The organism is Rhizobium sp. BT-226 (assembly GCF_025847085.2).
GTDB classification, from domain to species: Bacteria; Pseudomonadota; Alphaproteobacteria; order Rhizobiales; family Rhizobiaceae; genus Rhizobium; species Rhizobium sophorae.
Map to the genome: position 1 here is coordinate 432380 of NZ_JAOYTI010000003.1, position 15305 is coordinate 447684.

Annotated in this window: 16 protein-coding genes and 1 pseudogene; 14 read left to right on the forward strand and 3 right to left on the reverse strand. The window is 60.0% G+C overall.

Translation table 11 applies throughout. The features are described from left to right. Window positions 1–9: 9 nt before the first annotated feature. The 3 genes from OIU37_RS21580 (at window position 10) to OIU37_RS21590 (ending at window position 2253) form a co-directional block, all read left to right on the forward strand. Window positions 10–732, forward strand: a complete 723-nt coding sequence (locus OIU37_RS21580; RefSeq protein WP_372353423.1) for a L,D-transpeptidase — start codon at window positions 10–12, stop codon at window positions 730–732. A gap of 107 nt (window positions 733–839) precedes the next feature. Continuing rightward, window positions 840–1598 carry an alpha/beta fold hydrolase gene (locus OIU37_RS21585; RefSeq protein ID WP_264258651.1) on the forward strand — a complete coding sequence of 253 codons (759 nt, stop codon included), beginning with the start codon at window positions 840–842 and terminating at the stop codon, window positions 1596–1598. 265 nt (window positions 1599–1863) lie between these two features. Beyond that, window positions 1864–2253 carry a RidA family protein gene (locus OIU37_RS21590; RefSeq protein ID WP_264258652.1) on the forward strand — a complete coding sequence of 130 codons (390 nt, stop codon included), beginning with the start codon at window positions 1864–1866 and terminating at the stop codon, window positions 2251–2253. 117 nt (window positions 2254–2370) lie between these two features. Here the strand turns inward: OIU37_RS21590 and OIU37_RS21595 are convergent, their stop codons facing one another. Continuing rightward, entirely contained in the window at window positions 2371–2748 is a 378-nt protein-coding gene (locus OIU37_RS21595; RefSeq protein WP_264258653.1) for a helix-turn-helix domain-containing protein, read from the reverse strand. A gap of 47 nt (window positions 2749–2795) precedes the next feature. On the opposite strand from OIU37_RS21595, the gene OIU37_RS21600 reads away from it, so the two are divergent. Then, window positions 2796–3329: an SDR family NAD(P)-dependent oxidoreductase gene (locus OIU37_RS21600; protein ID WP_246813085.1), complete on the forward strand. Its 534-nt coding sequence runs from the start codon at window positions 2796–2798 to the stop codon at window positions 3327–3329. Then, window positions 3236–4352, forward strand: a pseudogene (locus OIU37_RS21605) (NAD-dependent succinate-semialdehyde dehydrogenase); the annotation flags it as partial. The gene OIU37_RS21600 and the pseudogene OIU37_RS21605, both read left to right, overlap by 94 nt. 192 nt (window positions 4353–4544) lie before the next feature. Here the strand turns inward: OIU37_RS21605 and OIU37_RS21610 are convergent. Continuing rightward, window positions 4545–5453: a LysR family transcriptional regulator gene (locus OIU37_RS21610; RefSeq protein WP_129420974.1), complete on the reverse strand. Its 909-nt coding sequence runs from the start codon at window positions 5451–5453 to the stop codon at window positions 4545–4547. Between the two features lie 284 nt (window positions 5454–5737). On the opposite strand from OIU37_RS21610, the gene OIU37_RS21615 reads away from it, so the two are divergent. From OIU37_RS21615 to OIU37_RS21635, 5 genes are read left to right on the forward strand one after another with little or no spacing between them, the layout of a single operon-like run. After that, window positions 5738–6514, forward strand: coding sequence for a 5-oxoprolinase subunit PxpA (locus OIU37_RS21615; RefSeq protein WP_171603498.1), 777 nt, complete (start codon window positions 5738–5740; stop codon window positions 6512–6514). Window positions 6515–6534: 20 nt separating this feature from the next. Further along, complete coding sequence (locus OIU37_RS21620) at window positions 6535–6777, forward strand: acetyl-CoA carboxylase (RefSeq protein ID WP_171603499.1); 243 nt, start codon at window positions 6535–6537, stop codon at window positions 6775–6777. Continuing rightward, window positions 6774–8159: an acetyl-CoA carboxylase biotin carboxylase subunit gene (locus OIU37_RS21625; RefSeq protein WP_264258654.1), complete on the forward strand. Its 1386-nt coding sequence runs from the start codon at window positions 6774–6776 to the stop codon at window positions 8157–8159. The genes OIU37_RS21620 and OIU37_RS21625 overlap by 4 nt, the downstream gene beginning before the upstream one ends. Beyond that, window positions 8159–9034, forward strand: coding sequence for an allophanate hydrolase subunit 1 (locus tag OIU37_RS21630; protein ID WP_171603501.1), 876 nt, complete (start codon window positions 8159–8161; stop codon window positions 9032–9034). The genes OIU37_RS21625 and OIU37_RS21630 overlap by 1 nt, the downstream gene beginning before the upstream one ends. Continuing rightward, window positions 9024–9995: a biotin-dependent carboxyltransferase family protein gene (locus OIU37_RS21635; RefSeq protein ID WP_180697353.1), complete on the forward strand. Its 972-nt coding sequence runs from the start codon at window positions 9024–9026 to the stop codon at window positions 9993–9995. Before OIU37_RS21630 ends, OIU37_RS21635 begins: the two co-directional genes overlap by 11 nt. Window positions 9996–10067: 72 nt before the next feature. Here the strand turns inward: OIU37_RS21635 and OIU37_RS21640 are convergent, their stop codons facing one another. Further along, window positions 10068–11078 (reverse strand): GntR family transcriptional regulator, encoded by a 1011-nt coding sequence (locus OIU37_RS21640; RefSeq protein ID WP_171603503.1) that lies wholly within the window; start codon window positions 11076–11078, stop codon window positions 10068–10070. 592 nt (window positions 11079–11670) lie between these two features. Between OIU37_RS21640 and OIU37_RS21645 the strand changes: the two genes are divergently transcribed. From OIU37_RS21645 to OIU37_RS21660, 4 genes are read left to right on the forward strand one after another with little or no spacing between them, the layout of a single operon-like run. Then, a complete protein-coding gene (locus OIU37_RS21645) occupies window positions 11671–12744 on the forward strand; it encodes an ABC transporter ATP-binding protein (RefSeq protein WP_180697351.1) in 1074 nt (357 codons plus the stop codon). A gap of 60 nt (window positions 12745–12804) precedes the next feature. Beyond that, window positions 12805–13704 (forward strand): ABC transporter permease, encoded by a 900-nt coding sequence (locus tag OIU37_RS21650; RefSeq protein WP_171603505.1) that lies wholly within the window; start codon window positions 12805–12807, stop codon window positions 13702–13704. Window positions 13705–13706: 2 nt separating this feature from the next. Next, the gene (locus OIU37_RS21655; protein WP_129420984.1) at window positions 13707–14552 is read left to right on the forward strand and encodes an ABC transporter permease; all 846 of its coding nucleotides are present in this window, start codon (window positions 13707–13709) and stop codon (window positions 14550–14552) included. After that, a complete protein-coding gene (locus tag OIU37_RS21660; RefSeq protein WP_171603506.1) occupies window positions 14552–15295 on the forward strand; it encodes an SDR family NAD(P)-dependent oxidoreductase in 744 nt (247 codons plus the stop codon). The genes OIU37_RS21655 and OIU37_RS21660 overlap by 1 nt, the downstream gene beginning before the upstream one ends. Window positions 15296–15305: the final 10 nt, after the last annotated feature.

Here is a 15305-nt window from a genome sequence, read left to right on the forward strand (position 1 = left end):
GCGTGAGCTTTGATACCTCGTTATCCCCGCCGCAGCCTCCTGTCGCTTTCGGCGATCGCTGCGGCCTCGGCCCTGGCGGGGTGCGCCTCCACCGCTGGCACGGGCCGGATGGTGGGGCGACAGTCGACGCCTCTCCAGGATCCGATCGGCCCTGTCCACATCGCACCTGCACCGACAGATTCCGAATTGGCCGTCATGTACGGTCCTATCGAGGATGGCGGCTTTCTGATCCCGGCGGTTCCCTACAAGCAGATCGATCCGCGCTACTATCGCCAGCAGGTCCTCGACCCGACTGGCGAGGCGCCCGGCACGATCGTTGTCGATACCCCCTCGCGCTTCCTCTATCTGATTCAGCCGGGAGGAACCGCAATGCGCTATGGGGTCGGCATTGGGCGCGACGGCTTTGCCTGGCAGGGCAACGGCGTCATTCAGTGGCGTCAGAAATGGCCGCGTTGGAAACCGCCGAACGAAATGGTCGCGCGTCAGCCGGAGCTCGCCAAATATTCGATCGCGAACGGAGGCATGGAGCCGGGCCTGAAAAATCCGCTCGGTGCGCGAGCGCTCTACATCTTCTCCGGCGGCCGGGACACGCTCTATCGTCTGCACGGCAATCCGCAATGGCGCTCGATTGGCAAGGCCGTTTCGTCCGGCTGTGTGCGCCTGCCCAACCAGGACATTATCGACCTCTATGAACGGGTGCCGATCGAGGCGCCAATTGTCGTCAAGCAGTAAGCGCAAGCGATCACGACCGTCTCTCCTTGGATAGAGGAGAGACATGTCCTTCAGGCGATTTCAGAGCCTCAGTTAATCCACTCACAAAACTCAAGGAACTACCGACCATGTCGAACTTCAGTAAATCGGCCGTTGGCCTTGTTGCCGCGCTTTTGTCTTCTGCTGCCCTAACAGCCCCAGCCTCAGCGGGCGCGCGCAACATCGTGCTTGTCCATGGCGCGCTCGTGGATGGTTCGGGCTGGCGCGGCGTTTATGACATCCTGACCCGCGACGGCTACAATGTCAGCATTGTCCAGCAGCCACTGACAAGCCTGGACCAGGACATTGCAGCCACGATGAGCGTGGTCGATCAGCAGGACGGAGATGTTGTTCTCGTCGGTCACAGCTACGGGGGCACGATAATCACGGCAGCTGGTAACGATCCCAAGGTCAAGGCACTTGTTTATGTCGCTGCGCTCCAGCCTGAAAAGGGTGAAAGCACAGCACAATTGCTCCAGTCTATGCCGTCACCCACCAAGGATATTAAGCCGTCGAAGGATGGGTTTCTTCTTATCGACCGGGCAAAGTTCGCTGCGGATTTCGGGGCAGATCTGCCGAAGGATCAAGCCGAGTTCATGGCCCGGTCTCAAATGCCTGTTGCCGTCGTCGCCACCAATGCGCAGGTTTCGGTCGCAGCGTGGCACGTGAAGCCTAGCTACGCAATTGTAGCGAAGGACGATATGACGATAAACCCCGACTTGGAGCGCTGGATGTACAACCGTGCCGGTTCAACGGTGACAGAGGTAGAGGGCAGCCACGCTATCTACATCTCGCAGGCTGCTGCAGTCGCAAAGGTTATCGAGGAAGCAGCCAAAGCTTCCAAGTAGCGGCGGCATGCATTCTGCATAATGCGCCTGTCTCGAGGAACTTGCTAGCTGCGTCACGTCTGGGACGCAGCCGTCTCTGGCTCAACGATGAAGAGCGTCATCGGCTGAGTTGGCCCGACGCCTTGTACAGATGCCACTCCGGCGGGCGAAGTGAAGGACTGTCCGACATCGCTGGCCGTTCCAGCTTTTTCATTCAGCGGCCCTTAAAAATTCGCGACGCTTGTATCAGTGCCGCTAGCAACCAGCAAAGACTGCGAGGACCACTATGGATCGAGAGATCATTATACCCGACGAGATGCAGGAGATCGTCAGCCGAGCAGGCTATGCTCCCGCGGTTAAAGTTGGAGACACAATTTACGTCGTCGGCCAAGTCGGGCGGCCCAAGGATCTCAAGATTATTCACGATCCTTTAGAGCAATTCAGAGCTATGTGGGACAATTTACGGATTGTCCTCGAAGCCGCTCATTGCACGTTCGATGACATCGTGGAAATGACAAGCTATCACGTCGAAATGTCCAAGCACATGGACGTGTTCCGGACTGTCAAAAACGAGGTGTTTCCGAATGGAACCTATGCGTGGACCCGGATAGGTGTCTCTGAGCTCGCGCACCAGGGACTCCTCGCTGAGGTGAAATGTGTTGCCGTAAAGCGATGATGGAACCTATGTGTCGCGAACGAACCTTTCCACGCTGAGCATAAAAGATACAGCAGCTTAGTGTATCGGAGGCGGTGGACTTTGGTTCGATTCCCTTCAAGAGCGTGAGGTCCGCCGTCAAATGTCTCCATGTCGACGAGAAAATTCCCTCACCGAAATCAGGATCGGCAAGAGGCCATGACCAGCATCGGTAAGTCTGTACTCGACGTGTGGCGGCTGTCTCTGAAAATCGATCTTCAGCACGAGTCCGTCGTTCTCCAGCTCTCTTAGATGCTGCGTCAGCATTTTCTGCGAGATGCCTGGTATGTCCCGCAACAACTGTGACGTTCGCATCGACGGATCAGCAAAAAGACGGAACAGGATCGGCAGCTTCCATCGTCCGCTGATCATGCGAAGCGCTCTGGTGACATGTGCGACCGAACCGTCAGGGCCGAGGCAAACATCTTTTTCCTCGGGTTTGACAGGCACCTTTAAGTGCGTAATTGCCTCATTCATCGTCGTGTCCTCTTATCTCACCCAGACTTTAACATGGGAATTGTACGATGGATCTGAAACTCGACGGCAAGGTTGCTCTGGTGACCGGCAGCAGCAAGGGCATCGGCGAAGGTGTGGCCAGAGGACTGGCACGCGAGGGTACCATCGTCATCATCCATGGCCGCAACAGGATCAAGGCCGAGGAGGTCGCTCACGATATCTCCGTTGAGGGCGGTCGAGCCTATGTCGTCATCGGCGACCTGACCAACGAAGACGAGGTCCAGCGCCTTGTTGACGAAGCGCAGGCTTTCGTCACCCCCGTCGAGATCGTTATCAACAATGCGGGCGGTTCCGGAGAAACCGAGGATTGGACCACGACGCGTTCCGAGACATGGGCGGCGGGATATGATCGCAACGTCCTTGCGGCCGTTCGGGTCACCTCGCGTCTTCTTCCAAGCATGCGGGCTGCAAAATGGGGAAGGGTCGTCAATATCTCCAGCCTTGCGGCACTGCGGACTATATCCAGTGGTTTGCCGAAGAAGCCCGGCGCATCGACGGCGAGATCGTGCCGTCCCCATGGAAGGATCGCCAGATCCTGGTGACCCGCGAGCCGGTCGGTGTCGTCGGCGCGATCTCGCCGTGGAATTTCCCCTTCTCGATGCTCTCTCGCAAGGTGGCACCGGCGCTGGCTGCCGGTTGCACCATCGTCATCAAGCCTTCCGAGTTCACCCCGTTTTGCGGCTTGCTCTATGGGATCCTGGCAGAAAAGGCCGGCGTGCCGGCCGGTGTGGTCAATGTCGTGACCGGCGATGGCGCAGCGGTCGGCGGTGAACTCACCAGCAACGCGAATGTTCGCAAGATCACCTTCACCGGTTCCACACGCGTCGGAAAGTTGCTTTATAGGCAATCGGCAGACACCATGAAGAAGCTGTCCATGGAACTGGGCGGCAATGCGCCGACCATCGTCTTCGACGATGCGGATCTCGATCTCGCCGTCGAACAGGCTATCGCCGGCAAGTTCCGCAACAGTGGCCAAACCTGCGTCTGCACCAACCGTTTCTATGTGCAGGACGGCATCTATGACGAGTTTGCCCGGAGATTCACCGAGCGCGTCAAGAAGATGAAGGTCGGCAACGGTTTCGAGGTAGGTGTTGAGCAAGGGCCGCTCATCAACCAAGCGGCGGTCAAAAAAGTCGAAGCGCATGTTGAGGATGCCAGGGCCAAGGGCGGGCGCGTGCTAACGGGCGGCCAGAGGCATGCGCTCGGTGCGACGTTCTTCGAGCCGACGGTGATCGCCGACGCCACCTCAGACATGCTTATTGCCCACGAAGAGACATTCGGTCCCGTCGCGGCGCTGTTCCGGTTCAAGGACGAGCAGGAAGGCATAGATGCTGCCAATGCCACCGAGTTCGGCCTAGCCGCCTACTTCTTCACCCGTGATCTGGCACGTACCTTCCGCGTTGCCCGCGCGATCGAGAGCGGCATGATTGGTATCAATGCCGGGGTGATCACGACGCCGAGCACCGTTTGGTGGGGTCAAGGACAGTGGGATCGGCCGAGAAGGCTCCTCCCACGGCATCGAGGACTATCTCAACATCAAGTATCTGAGCCTGGGCGGGCTTTGATGCATTCGGTTCGTTTTGGGGCGCAATCTGATCTCAAAACGGACCACCCCATCACGCGTTGCGTAGCGAAATGCTTCTAAGCTTTGGCTGAATTATTGCATGCAATGCCCTCTACCATAGAACAGCATCAATCTCCAATGAACGCGCCGGTGGTTCGAACCCTTTCAAGGCGAGCAATACGAAACTATAGTCTCAGCGCGCATTCCCTGGCAGGTGGAATGCCTGCTGGAAATAGGATCGGAAGGCGAGCATCGGCGGTGAAAGTTCGATGTTCTTACGCCATGCAAGACCAACATCCATGGCCGGCACCGGGTCGCGAACATTGATGGTTTCAATCCGCCGACCCTCCAGTGACCAAGGCCGGTGCACCATGTCGGAGAGGATAGCCACGCCTTGGCCGTTGGCGACGAGGGATCGCACCGCCTCGACAGACGATGTGCGCAGGATCACCTGGGGCTGGTAGGGCGAGGCACTCCAGTATTTCAGCGACGAATGGGCGGCCTCGTCGACGGTCAGCATGATGTAAGGTTCCTCGGCGATTTCCTCCAAACCCACCGAATCTGCCTGTAGCAGGTGATGCTGTGCCGGCACCCACAGGCGGCGGGTCGAACTCAACACCTTCTCCGTCACAAGCGATGGGTTGAGGATGTTGGAGGTGAGTAGCACCGACATATCATAGCGGTTGGTCAGAAGACCTTCCTCGATCGATTCCCGTGTCAATTCGAAGAGCTGGATATCGAGCTTGGGGAAGAGGCGCCGCAGCCGTTCGATGTGCAGGGGCAGAAAATAACCGATGACGGTATAGGTTGCCGCCACCGTCAGGGTACCCTCGACGTCGTTGTTGACGACGTTCAGGTGCGTTGCCTCATCCACCTTTTTCAGGATGTCATAGGCATGCGACAGGAACTGGCGTCCGGCCGCCGTCAGGTCCATGCCGTGTGGGGCACGGATGAACAGGCTGGCGCCGACGGTCTGCTCCAGTTCCTTGATCGCCGTCGTCACGGCGGACTGCGAAATGGAAAGATCTACCGCAGCCTGCGATATCTGGCCGAGTTCCGCGGTCGCGACAAAATAACGAAGCTGCCGGAGACTGAGCGCCATGACGATGCCTTCCTATTCAATAAACCAAAACATGCCATCGGAAAATCAGAAGAGCCGACCCAAAAAGCAGCATATATCAGCACGCAAAGGTGCACACTCGTCTCAACTGATTGAAATTACGTGTTTCTTGGGTGCGCCAAATTTGAGCACTGCATTCTGATTTTCAGATACTAAGCATATAAAAATTGAATTTTTCAAATGAATTAATTCGTCCTAGCCTGATTTCGTCAAAAAAGCGGCGGACGGAAACGTGGCCCCATTGCAGGCAGGCGAGGAACAGTACGTTGATCGATGCAGTAGACATCAATTGCGACATGGGAGAAGCCTTCGGCCGGTGGCGCGTCGGCGATACCGACGACACAACGCTGATGGGTTTGATCAGTTCGGCCAATATCGCCGCCGGTTTTCACGCCGGCGATCCCAACCTCATGGACCAGACGGTTCGTCTCGCGACGGAGCATGGCGTCGGCATCGGCGCGCATCCAGGTTATAACGATCTTCAGGGTTTCGGCCGCCGCAAGATTGCCGGAACGGCCAAGGAACTGGTCAACGACATGGTCTATCAGGTCGGCGCGCTGCGGGAGTTCGCCCGTCGCCACGGCGCCCGCCTGCAGCATGTGAAGCCGCACGGCGCTCTCTATATGGAAATGGCTGTCGACGCCGAACTCTCGCAGATCTTCATGCAATACATGCGCACCGTCGAGCCCAATGCCTACATCTTCTGCATGGGCGGTTCGGAAACCTACCGGGTCGCAAAGGAAGCCGGGCAGCCGGTCGTGCGCGAGTTCTACGCGGACCGCGATTATGACGACACCGGCTCAATCGTCTTTACCCGCGATGCCGGGCGTCCGGATCCCGCCGCGATTGCCCGAAAGGTCGTGCGCGCCTGCAGGGAAGGCAAGGTCAGGACGGTCACCGGCAGTGATGTCGACATCGCCTTTGAATCCATCTGCTTCCATTCCGATACGCTTGGCGCGCTCGATATCGTGCGCCAGATGCGCGAGGCGCTGAATGCCGAAGGCATCCGCATCGCGCCGGTTTCGGAAATCGCAGGCCACTGAGACTTTAAGCGGAGAGAGACATGAGCAAGCTGGAAATCAGATCGCCCTTGCCGGGCACGTTTTACCGGACGCCGGCGCCGGACGCGACCCCGTTCAAGGCGGACGGCGACGCGGTCGCAAGTGCCGACACCATCGGCATGATCGAGGTGATGAAGACATTCCAGGAAATCCCGGCGGGCATCGACGGCACGGCCATCCGCTTCCTTGTCGACAATGAAGAGCCGGTGATGGCCGGCCAGGTGATCGCAGAGGTAGAAGCATGACCATCCGCTCGCTCCTCGTTGCTAACCGCGGCGAGATCGCGGTGCGTATCATCAAGGCGGCAAAGGCGCTCGGCATCCGCACCGTACAGGTCCACAGTGCAGCGGATGCCGACATGCTGGCGGTGAAGCTGGCCGACGAGGCCGTGAATATCGGCCCGCCATCTGCCGCCAAATCCTACCTCAATATCAATGCCGTTGTTTCCGCCGCCAAGGCGACCGGCGTCGATGCGGTGCACCCGGGCTATGGCTTCCTCTCCGAAAACGCCGATTTCGCCGAGGCGGTCGAAGCTACCGGCTTGATCTTCATCGGTCCGAAGGGTGACGCGATCCGCCTGCTCGGCGACAAGGTCGCCGCCCGCGCGGTGGCCGCCCGCGCCGGCGTGCCGACCGTTCCCGGCAGTGCCGGACGGATCGCCAGCCTCGACGAGGCCCGCGTCATCGCGAACAACACCGGCTTTCCGATCATGATCAAGGCCGCTGCCGGCGGCGGCGGGCGCGGCATTCGCATCGCCGACAACATGGCGGACCTGGAACGGCATTTCCCGCAGGCTTCGGCGGAGGCCGCTGCCGCCTTCGGCGATGGCGGGCTCTATCTCGAGAAGGTTGTCACCACGGCCCGTCATGTTGAGGTTCAGATTCTTGGCGACGGCGAGAATTTCGTTCATTGCTTTGAGCGCGAATGCTCACTGCAGCGCCGTCGCCAGAAGGTCTGGGAAGAAGCGCCTTCTTTCCTGCTGCCAGCGGCCGTGCGTGAAAAGCTGTGCGCTAGCGCCGTCGCGCTTGCCAGGGAGGTTGGCTATCGCGGCGCCGGCACTGTCGAATATCTCTACGACGAGATCGCCCGCGAATTCTACTTCATCGAGGTCAACACCCGCATCCAGGTCGAGCATCCGGTGACCGAGATGATCACCGGCATCGACCTCGTGCAGGAGATGATCAAGGTCTGCGGCGGCGCCCAGCTGTCGATCGCCCAGAAGGATATCGTCGCGCGCGGCCACGCCATCGAATGCCGCATCAATGCCGAGGATCCGTCCCGCAACTTCATGCCGGCACCTGGGCGGATCGAGACGCTGAAAGTTCCCGAGGGCAAAGGCATCCGCTTCGACACTATGCTCTACGAAGGTTATTCCATCCCGCCGTTCTACGATTCGCTCGTCGGCAAGTTGATCGTCTGGGCCGAAAGCCGCGACGCATGCCTTGAGCGGCTGAAGAGCGCGCTCGAGGGCCTGACGATTACCGGCATTCCAACGACGGTGCCGCTGCATCTGGCGCTTGCCAGCGACGAGAGCGTCCGCCGCGGCGCGTTCCACACTCGCTTCCTCGAAACATGGCTTGAAACCGAATTCGCCGGTCTTTCCGGCAAGACCGCGGAGGTTGCCTGATGAGCATACGATATTCGTTCGGGGGCGATGAGCATCTGTTCATCGAATGCAGTGAGGAGATGTCGCTCGAAGCCTTCTTCACCAGTCTGTCAATGGCAACCGGGGTGCGCGAAAGCGGCATCAAGGGCGTGTCCGAAATCTGCCCGGCCAACGCATCATTCCAGATCAAGTTCAATCCCGACATCATCCACCCCAACGATATTCTACGGGAGGTAAAGTCGATCGAAGGAGCCGCCAGCAAGGCCGAACCGGTGATCAAGACCCGGATCGTCGAAATTCCGGTGTTCTACAATGATCCCTGGACGCACGAAACGCTGATGCGCTTCCGCGAGCGCCACCAGGATCCCGCGGGTACCGATCTCGACTACGCCGCCCGCATCAACAATTTCGGTTCGGTCGATGATTTCGTCGCCGCCCATTCCGGTTCGCCCTGGTTCGTCTCCATGGTCGGTTTCGTGGCCGGACTGCCGTTCATGTACCAGATGGTCGAGCGCCAAAGGCAGATCCAGGTTCCGAAATATCTTCGCCCGCGCACCGATACCCCGAGACTGACCGTCGGCCATGGCGGTTGCTTCGGCTGCATCTACTCCGTGCGCGGTGCGGGCGGTTACCAGATGTTCGGCATCACCCCCATGCCGATCTTCGATCCGACCCAGACCACCAGCTATCTCCGAGACTTCATGGTGTTCTTCCGCCCCGGCGACATCGTCAAGTTCAAGCCGATCGGCCGCGATGCCTACGACCAGGCGGTCGAGGATGTCGACAAGGGCCGGTTTGCTCCGCCGATCCGCGAGGTCAGCTTCGATCTCAGGGAGTTCCAGAAGGACATCGACGGCTACAACGCCACGCTGGAGGGCATGCTCAATGGCCATTAAGGTTCTTCATCATGGTCTCGCCACCACCGTCCAGGATCTCGGCCGGCCCGGCTATTTCCACCTCGGCATACCCGTCGGCGGTGCGATGGACCGTTACGCGCTGCGGGCGGCAAACCTGCTCGTCGGCAATGACGAGGGTGCTGCCGGGCTTGAAGCCGTCTTCATCGGGCCGAAGCTCGAATTCACCAAGGATGTACTGGTTGCCGTCACCGGCGCCGAGATGCCGGCCAACGTCGACGGCGTCGCGCAACCCGGCTGGACCGCCTTCAAGGTCAAGGCCGGGCAGACCCTGACCTTCGACTACCTCAAATCCGGCGCACGTATCTGCATCGCTGTCTCGGGCGGTATCGATGTGCCGGAAGCACTTGGCAGCCGCTCGACCTATCCGATCGGCGCACTCGGCGGCTACAAGGGCCGGGCGATCGCAGCCGGCGACGAGCTTCCGGTCGGCACTGCTAGCCTTGCGACCGAGGGTCGGACGGTCCCCGATGATTTGCGCCGTAAGCCGGGCATGCTGGCGGAGCTTCGCGTTTTGCCGGGCCTCTACTGGCACCGCGTCACGGAAGAATCGCAGCAAAACTTCTTCGCCGACGAATGGAAAGTCGCCAACGAGGCCGACCGCATGGGTTATCGCTTCAAGGGCGGACGCAAGCTCGATTTCGTTGAGCGCGAGCAACCTTTTGGCGCCGGTTCCGATCCGTCGAACATCGTCGACAGCTGCTATCCCTATGGCTCCATTCAGGTCCCGGGCGGCAACGAACCGATCATCCTGCACCGGGACGCCGTCTCGGGTGGCGGCTACTTCATGGTTGGAACGGTCATCTCCGCCGACATGGATCTTATCGGCCAGCTCCAGCCTCATACGCCCACCCGCTTCGTCAAGGTGACGATGGACGAGGCGCTTAAGGCGCGGGCGGACCGGCAAGCCCTGTTGACCAGCCTTCGCAGGGCAGTGGCCTAAGGAAGGGGTGATCCGATGCGGGCTTTGCGACATGGCGACTGTGGCAGCGGGAAAGACAAGTCGGTGCTGCCGCTATTCCATCACCCGCGTCAGATAATCGGCCGTGACGCTCGGGCCTGGAATGATCGCAACGATCTTCATCTGGGCGATCGTGCGGTTGACGGAGGCATCGAGGTGGCTCTCCATCATAGCGGCAGCGGCCGTCGCCGCGCCACGCATCAGCAGCTCGGCGATCAGCCGAAGCTCGGTGATGATCGCCGGATCGCCGGGAAGGCCAAGGCGGCGAAGCAGCCGCTCGGTCGCCGTCACCGGCAGAAGATTGTTGCGGATCAGATCCTTCAGCCGTTCGTTCGGTGTCGCCAGAACGCAGGTTTCGATGAAGTTGGACTGGATGGCCTCGACCGCACCGAGATAATCTTTCGGCTGTTGCTGCTCGAGCGTGGAGAGGCGGGTAAACAGATCGGTCAGGACGGCGTGGTCGATATGCCCTGCTCCGACAACGATAGCCTGTGGCTCCAGCATGCGCCGCAGAACGAAGTGATCCTTGACGATCTGGGCCGTCAGCGGACCGGCGATCCAATGCGAACTCTGGTTCTTGCGCACGAGCCCGCGCTCGCGCAGCCGGGTCAGCACGTCGCGCACGACGGTGCGGCTGACGTTGAAATGGTTTGCAAGCTCGATCTCGACGATGCGGTACTGGCCGAACACGACGCATCCGGCCACATCCGCCTCGACGGTATTGTAGATGCGCTCCCAGGACGACCGGCTCTGGAGTGCCTCGTCGGCATGGCTTGTAATGTGCAGTCCAAGCGTCTTGATATCGGTGCGGTTGGGCTCGATGCCTCGATTCGGCGCTCCGACGAGATAGCCCCGGCCGCTGAAGCGATGCAGAAGCCCCTCGATTTCAAGGGTTTGCAGCGCACGTTGAACGGGCGCGCGGGAAATTTGCAGGATGTCCGCAATGGGACCTTCGAGCAGCACCAGACCCTCCGGCAGAACGCCGTCGATAATGTTACTGCGCAGAATATCCTCGGCGATTTCGTATCGCTTCTGCGCGGTCGACCTGGTTCGATCTTCGGTCATGAAATCCGGCGCTTTCCCTCTGGCCCATGTCCTAAATTCAGTTTTACGCATTTGCAGGGAGCAAGGACAGGCAAAAATAAAATGATTATTGAATACAATGTCACGATAAAATTCATTTTGTCGAGAGAGTGAATGAATGGGTAGCGACCTCGGGCTGAGATCGACATGATAAAGGCACCCGCATTCTGCCGCTTGATGAGCTGCTCCGGTTTATTGCCAGTTTTCTTGGGAATAGTTCTCTTATGAGACTGCAAAGTGTGTTTTGACTTGCGTAGAACGTTTGCGGCACGAAAAGGTGCGCTGGCTTTTAAGGGGTGACCACTGTGTCTTCGGGGTGCGCCGAGCCGACATGTCTTGATTTTGTAAAAGCCTATTGAATACAAAAACCATTCGTGTCATAGTTTTTGTAATGCAGGCGCTCGCAAGAAGCGTAACAGGTGGAACTTCTTAAAACGCCAAGGAACATCTCTTGACGCGCGTGATGTTTTGCGCGAACGGCTTTTGCTTGCCTGCCGGGACCTATCAGCGGTTCGGGTATGGGCGAAGCTTTGCCGGTAGAATGTTCCTTGCCTTTGGAACTGGCAGAATAGCGATGTCGGCAGCTCTTCAACTCATGAACGTCTCGAAATCCTACGGCGACCTCAAGGCGCTGGACAGGGTCGAACTGGCCTTGCCCGATGATGCCTATATCTCGCTTCTCGGCCCGAGCGGGTCCGGCAAGACCACGCTTCTGCGGGTGATTGCCGGTTTCGAGGAGCCGGAACAGGGCGCGATCCTGTTCGGCGGCAAGCGGATCGACGGCATCGCGCCGCACAATCGCGGTATCGGTTTCGTCTTCCAGAATTTCGCCCTGTTTCCGCATCTTTCGGTCTCGGAAAACATCGCCTTCGGCCTTGTCAACCGCGAGCTCAACCCGGTCACCGATGCCGCCAGCGTCAAGGCCAGGGTGCGTGACATCATTTCGCTGGTCGGACTGACCGGCCTTGAAGACCGGGCCGTGACGCAGATTTCCGGTGGCCAGCGCCAGCGCGTCGCTCTGGCCCGCACGCTGGTGACCGAGCCGAAGATGGTTCTGCTCGACGAGCCGCTCGGTGCGCTCGACGCCAATCTGCGCTCCCGGATGCGCACCGAACTGCGTGCTATCCGCGAGCGCTGCGGCGTCACCTTCCTGCATGTGACCGGCAGCGAAAGCGAGGCGCTCGCCATGGGCGATACGGTGCTGGTGCTTGACCGTGGGCACATCGCCCAGTCCGCTCACTCCGATCTCCTGTACAACCGCCCGGCATCGCCTGCCGTCGCGCGCTTTCTCAATTGCTACAATCTGTTTTCCGGCAGTGTTGCCGGTGATGTTTTCGTCAGTCCGACCGGACGATTTGCGCTGGGGGGCTTTCGCCAGCCGGCATCGCAGCCTGCCTATGCGATCCGCTACGACCGGGTCGATATCCGCGAGCAGAATGCGCCGGTCCTTCAGGGGGAGGTGCGTCTAGAGGGCAATTTCGTCGCCAGCGAATATTCCGGGGCGGCAATCAATTCCTTCTTTGCGCTCGATGACGGCCGAGTGTTCGAGGTGGAAACGCACCTCAGCCGCTCCGCACCGCAAACCTATGTCGAGAAAGGCCGCTACGCGCTGGTCTGGAAGCGGGAGGACGCTCTTGTCTTTGCCTGAAAACGCCCTGCCTGAAAAAGTCCGGTCGCAAACGCCCTTGCCTGTTCTGGAGAATGAGAGATGACGATGGTCGCGATTGGCGATGAAGCGCAGGTCGAAACGACCAGCAAACGGAAGCTCTCCGGTCCCGCGCTCTGGCTGCTGGCGCCCGGCGTGATCTGGATGGTGCTGTTTCTGGTGCTGCCGATCCTGATGATGGTCTATGTCTCGTTCTGGACGCAGACGACCTTCAAGATCGAACCGATCCTGACGCTGAAGAGCTGGATCACCTTCTTCAGCAGCGAGACCTATCTGGGTGCGCTCTGGACGACGGTGCGCATCTGGCTGATCGTGCTGGTCTCGACGGTGCTGGTCGGCTATCCGGCCGCCCTTTTTGTCGGTCTGTTCGTCAGGAACAAGACGATCCAGACCGTTCTTCTGGTCCTCTGCGTCATTCCCTTCTGGACCTCGTTCCTTATCCGCGTCTTGGCTTGGCGGCCGATGCTCGGCAAGGAAGGTGCGATCAACCTGATCCTGATGAAGATCGGTGTCGTCCAGCAGCCGATCGAGATCCTGCTGTTTTCGGAACTGTCGGTCATTATCGGCATGACGCAGATCTACTGCGTCTTCATGGTCGGTCCGATCGCTTTCATGCTCGGCCGTATCGATCCATCGGTGATCGAGGCTGCACAGGATCTGGGTGCCAGCTTCGGCCGCATCTTCCGCACCATCATCCTGCCGCTGTCCATGCCGGGCGTGGTCGTCGGCGGCATCTTCGTCTCGGTTATGGTTCTTGGCGAATTCGCCACCTCGGCCGCACTTTCGGGCCGCAAGGTCAACCTGCTCGGCAACATCATCGTTACCCAGGTCGGGTCGCTTAAATGGGCCTTCGCGGCGGTGGCCGGCGTGGTGCTGACGATCCTCATGGGCGCCGTGGTCGCTGCCCTGCTCAGGATCGTCGATCTCAGGAAGGAGCTCTGATCATGAACGCAACCGGCATCAAATTCGGTCTCGGCACCTATACCGCGCTCTTCCTTGTCTTCCTGTACGGGCCGCTCGTGGTTCTGGCGATCCTGTCGTTCCAGACAGGGCCGGAAGGCGGACCGCAGTTTCCAATCATCGAATGGTCGACCTACTGGTACAAGCATCTCTTCGGTCTGACGCCGCCCTCGCGCATCGCACCGTTGCCGATCGAGCAGGCACTCGTCCGGTCGATGGGGCTGGCGGTGATGACGATGATCGTCTCGACGGTTCTCGGTGTTTCGGCAGCGCAGGCGTTCCGCCGCAAGTTCAAGGGCTCGGGCTTTGTGTTCTATCTGATCGTGCTTGGCATGATGGTGCCCGGCGTGCTCGTCGGCCTCGGCATGGCGCTGGTTGCCAACTCGCTCGGGATCGACCGCCATTGGTGGGGCACGGCCTTCGTGCTGCACGTCGTCTACACTTTCCCCTTCGCCTTTCTGGTTATGCTGGCCATTTTCAACCGCTTCGATCCCAGCGTCGAGGAGGCGGCCTGGTCGCTCGGGGTCTCTCCGGCGCGCACCTTCCGCAAGATCACCTTTCCGCTGATCTTTCCGGGCGTGCTGTCGGCCATGCTGTTCGCCTTCACGCTGTCTTACGACGAGTTCTCGCGCACGCTGTTTGCCTCCGGCCGTGACCTGACGCTGCCGCTGGCCATCTACGGCACTTTCTCGGTGGAAGTGCATCCGAATGTCTTCGCCTTCGGGGTGCTGACCACACTGTTCTCCTTTGCGCTGCTGGGCACCTACGCCGTGCTGATGACGCTGTCGGTGCGCCGCGCCAAGCAGATGGCAATCCAGGAGGAGGCGTGATGGTGACGCAAAAGCGCTCGGCGATCGTCACGGGTGCCGGCTCCGGTATCGGCCGGGCCATCGCCCACAAGCTGGCGGCCGTGGGCTACGCGGTGATGGTCAACGATCTGTCGCTGGTCCGGGCCGATGCGGTCGCCGGTGAAATTCAGGCGGCAGGCGGAACGGCTGCCGCCATTGCCGGGGACGTGTCATCCGAAGACGACGTGGCTGCCGTCCACGCCGCTGCGGTGACGGCGCATGGCAAGACGCACCTCCTCGTCAACAATGCCGGCATCGCCCATCAGGCGCTGTTCGAACATCTCGAGGTCAAGGATTTCGACCGGATGTTCGCCGTGCATGTGCGCGGCACCTTCCTGATGACCAAGGCGGTGCTGCCGGCGATGCTGGACCGCGGCGAGGGGGTCGTCGTCAATGTCGCCTCGCAACTCGGCCAGATCGGCGGCGTCGAGCTTGTGCATTATTCCAGCGCCAAGGCGGCCATCATCGGGATGACCAAGGCGCTGGCCCGCGAGGTTTCCAAGCGCGGCGTGCGGGTGAACGCCGTGGCGCCGGGGCCGATCAACACACCGCTGGTGATGGCGCTGTCCGACGACTGGCGCACCGCCAAGAAGGCCGAACTACCACTTGGGCGTTTCGGCGAGCCTGAGGAAGTGGCCGAAACGGTCGCCTTCCTCGCATCGCCGGCAGCGAGTCTGTTCGTCGGCCAGACGCTCGGGCCGAATTCCGGCGATGTGATGCTGTGAGGGACAAAAC

Coding starts and splice junctions, on each gene's coding strand:
- OIU37_RS21590 (WP_264258652.1), top strand. CDS start 1,864: ATGGATCGAGAGATCATTATACCCGACGAGATGCAGGAGATCGTCAGC.
- OIU37_RS21630 (WP_171603501.1), top strand. CDS start 8,159: ATGAGCATACGATATTCGTTCGGGGGCGATGAGCATCTGTTCATCGAA.
- OIU37_RS21640 (WP_171603503.1), bottom strand. CDS start 11,078: ATGACCGAAGATCGAACCAGGTCGACCGCGCAGAAGCGATACGAAATC.
- OIU37_RS21595 (WP_264258653.1), bottom strand. CDS start 2,748: ATGAATGAGGCAATTACGCACTTAAAGGTGCCTGTCAAACCCGAGGAA.
- OIU37_RS21585 (WP_264258651.1), top strand. CDS start 840: ATGTCGAACTTCAGTAAATCGGCCGTTGGCCTTGTTGCCGCGCTTTTG.
- OIU37_RS21650 (WP_171603505.1), top strand. CDS start 12,805: ATGACGATGGTCGCGATTGGCGATGAAGCGCAGGTCGAAACGACCAGC.
- OIU37_RS21625 (WP_264258654.1), top strand. CDS start 6,774: ATGACCATCCGCTCGCTCCTCGTTGCTAACCGCGGCGAGATCGCGGTG.
- OIU37_RS21620 (WP_171603499.1), top strand. CDS start 6,535: ATGAGCAAGCTGGAAATCAGATCGCCCTTGCCGGGCACGTTTTACCGG.
- OIU37_RS21610 (WP_129420974.1), bottom strand. CDS start 5,453: ATGGCGCTCAGTCTCCGGCAGCTTCGTTATTTTGTCGCGACCGCGGAA.
- OIU37_RS21635 (WP_180697353.1), top strand. CDS start 9,024: ATGGCCATTAAGGTTCTTCATCATGGTCTCGCCACCACCGTCCAGGAT.
- OIU37_RS21655 (WP_129420984.1), top strand. CDS start 13,707: ATGAACGCAACCGGCATCAAATTCGGTCTCGGCACCTATACCGCGCTC.
- OIU37_RS21600 (WP_246813085.1), top strand. CDS start 2,796: ATGGATCTGAAACTCGACGGCAAGGTTGCTCTGGTGACCGGCAGCAGC.
- OIU37_RS21660 (WP_171603506.1), top strand. CDS start 14,552: ATGGTGACGCAAAAGCGCTCGGCGATCGTCACGGGTGCCGGCTCCGGT.
- OIU37_RS21645 (WP_180697351.1), top strand. CDS start 11,671: ATGTCGGCAGCTCTTCAACTCATGAACGTCTCGAAATCCTACGGCGAC.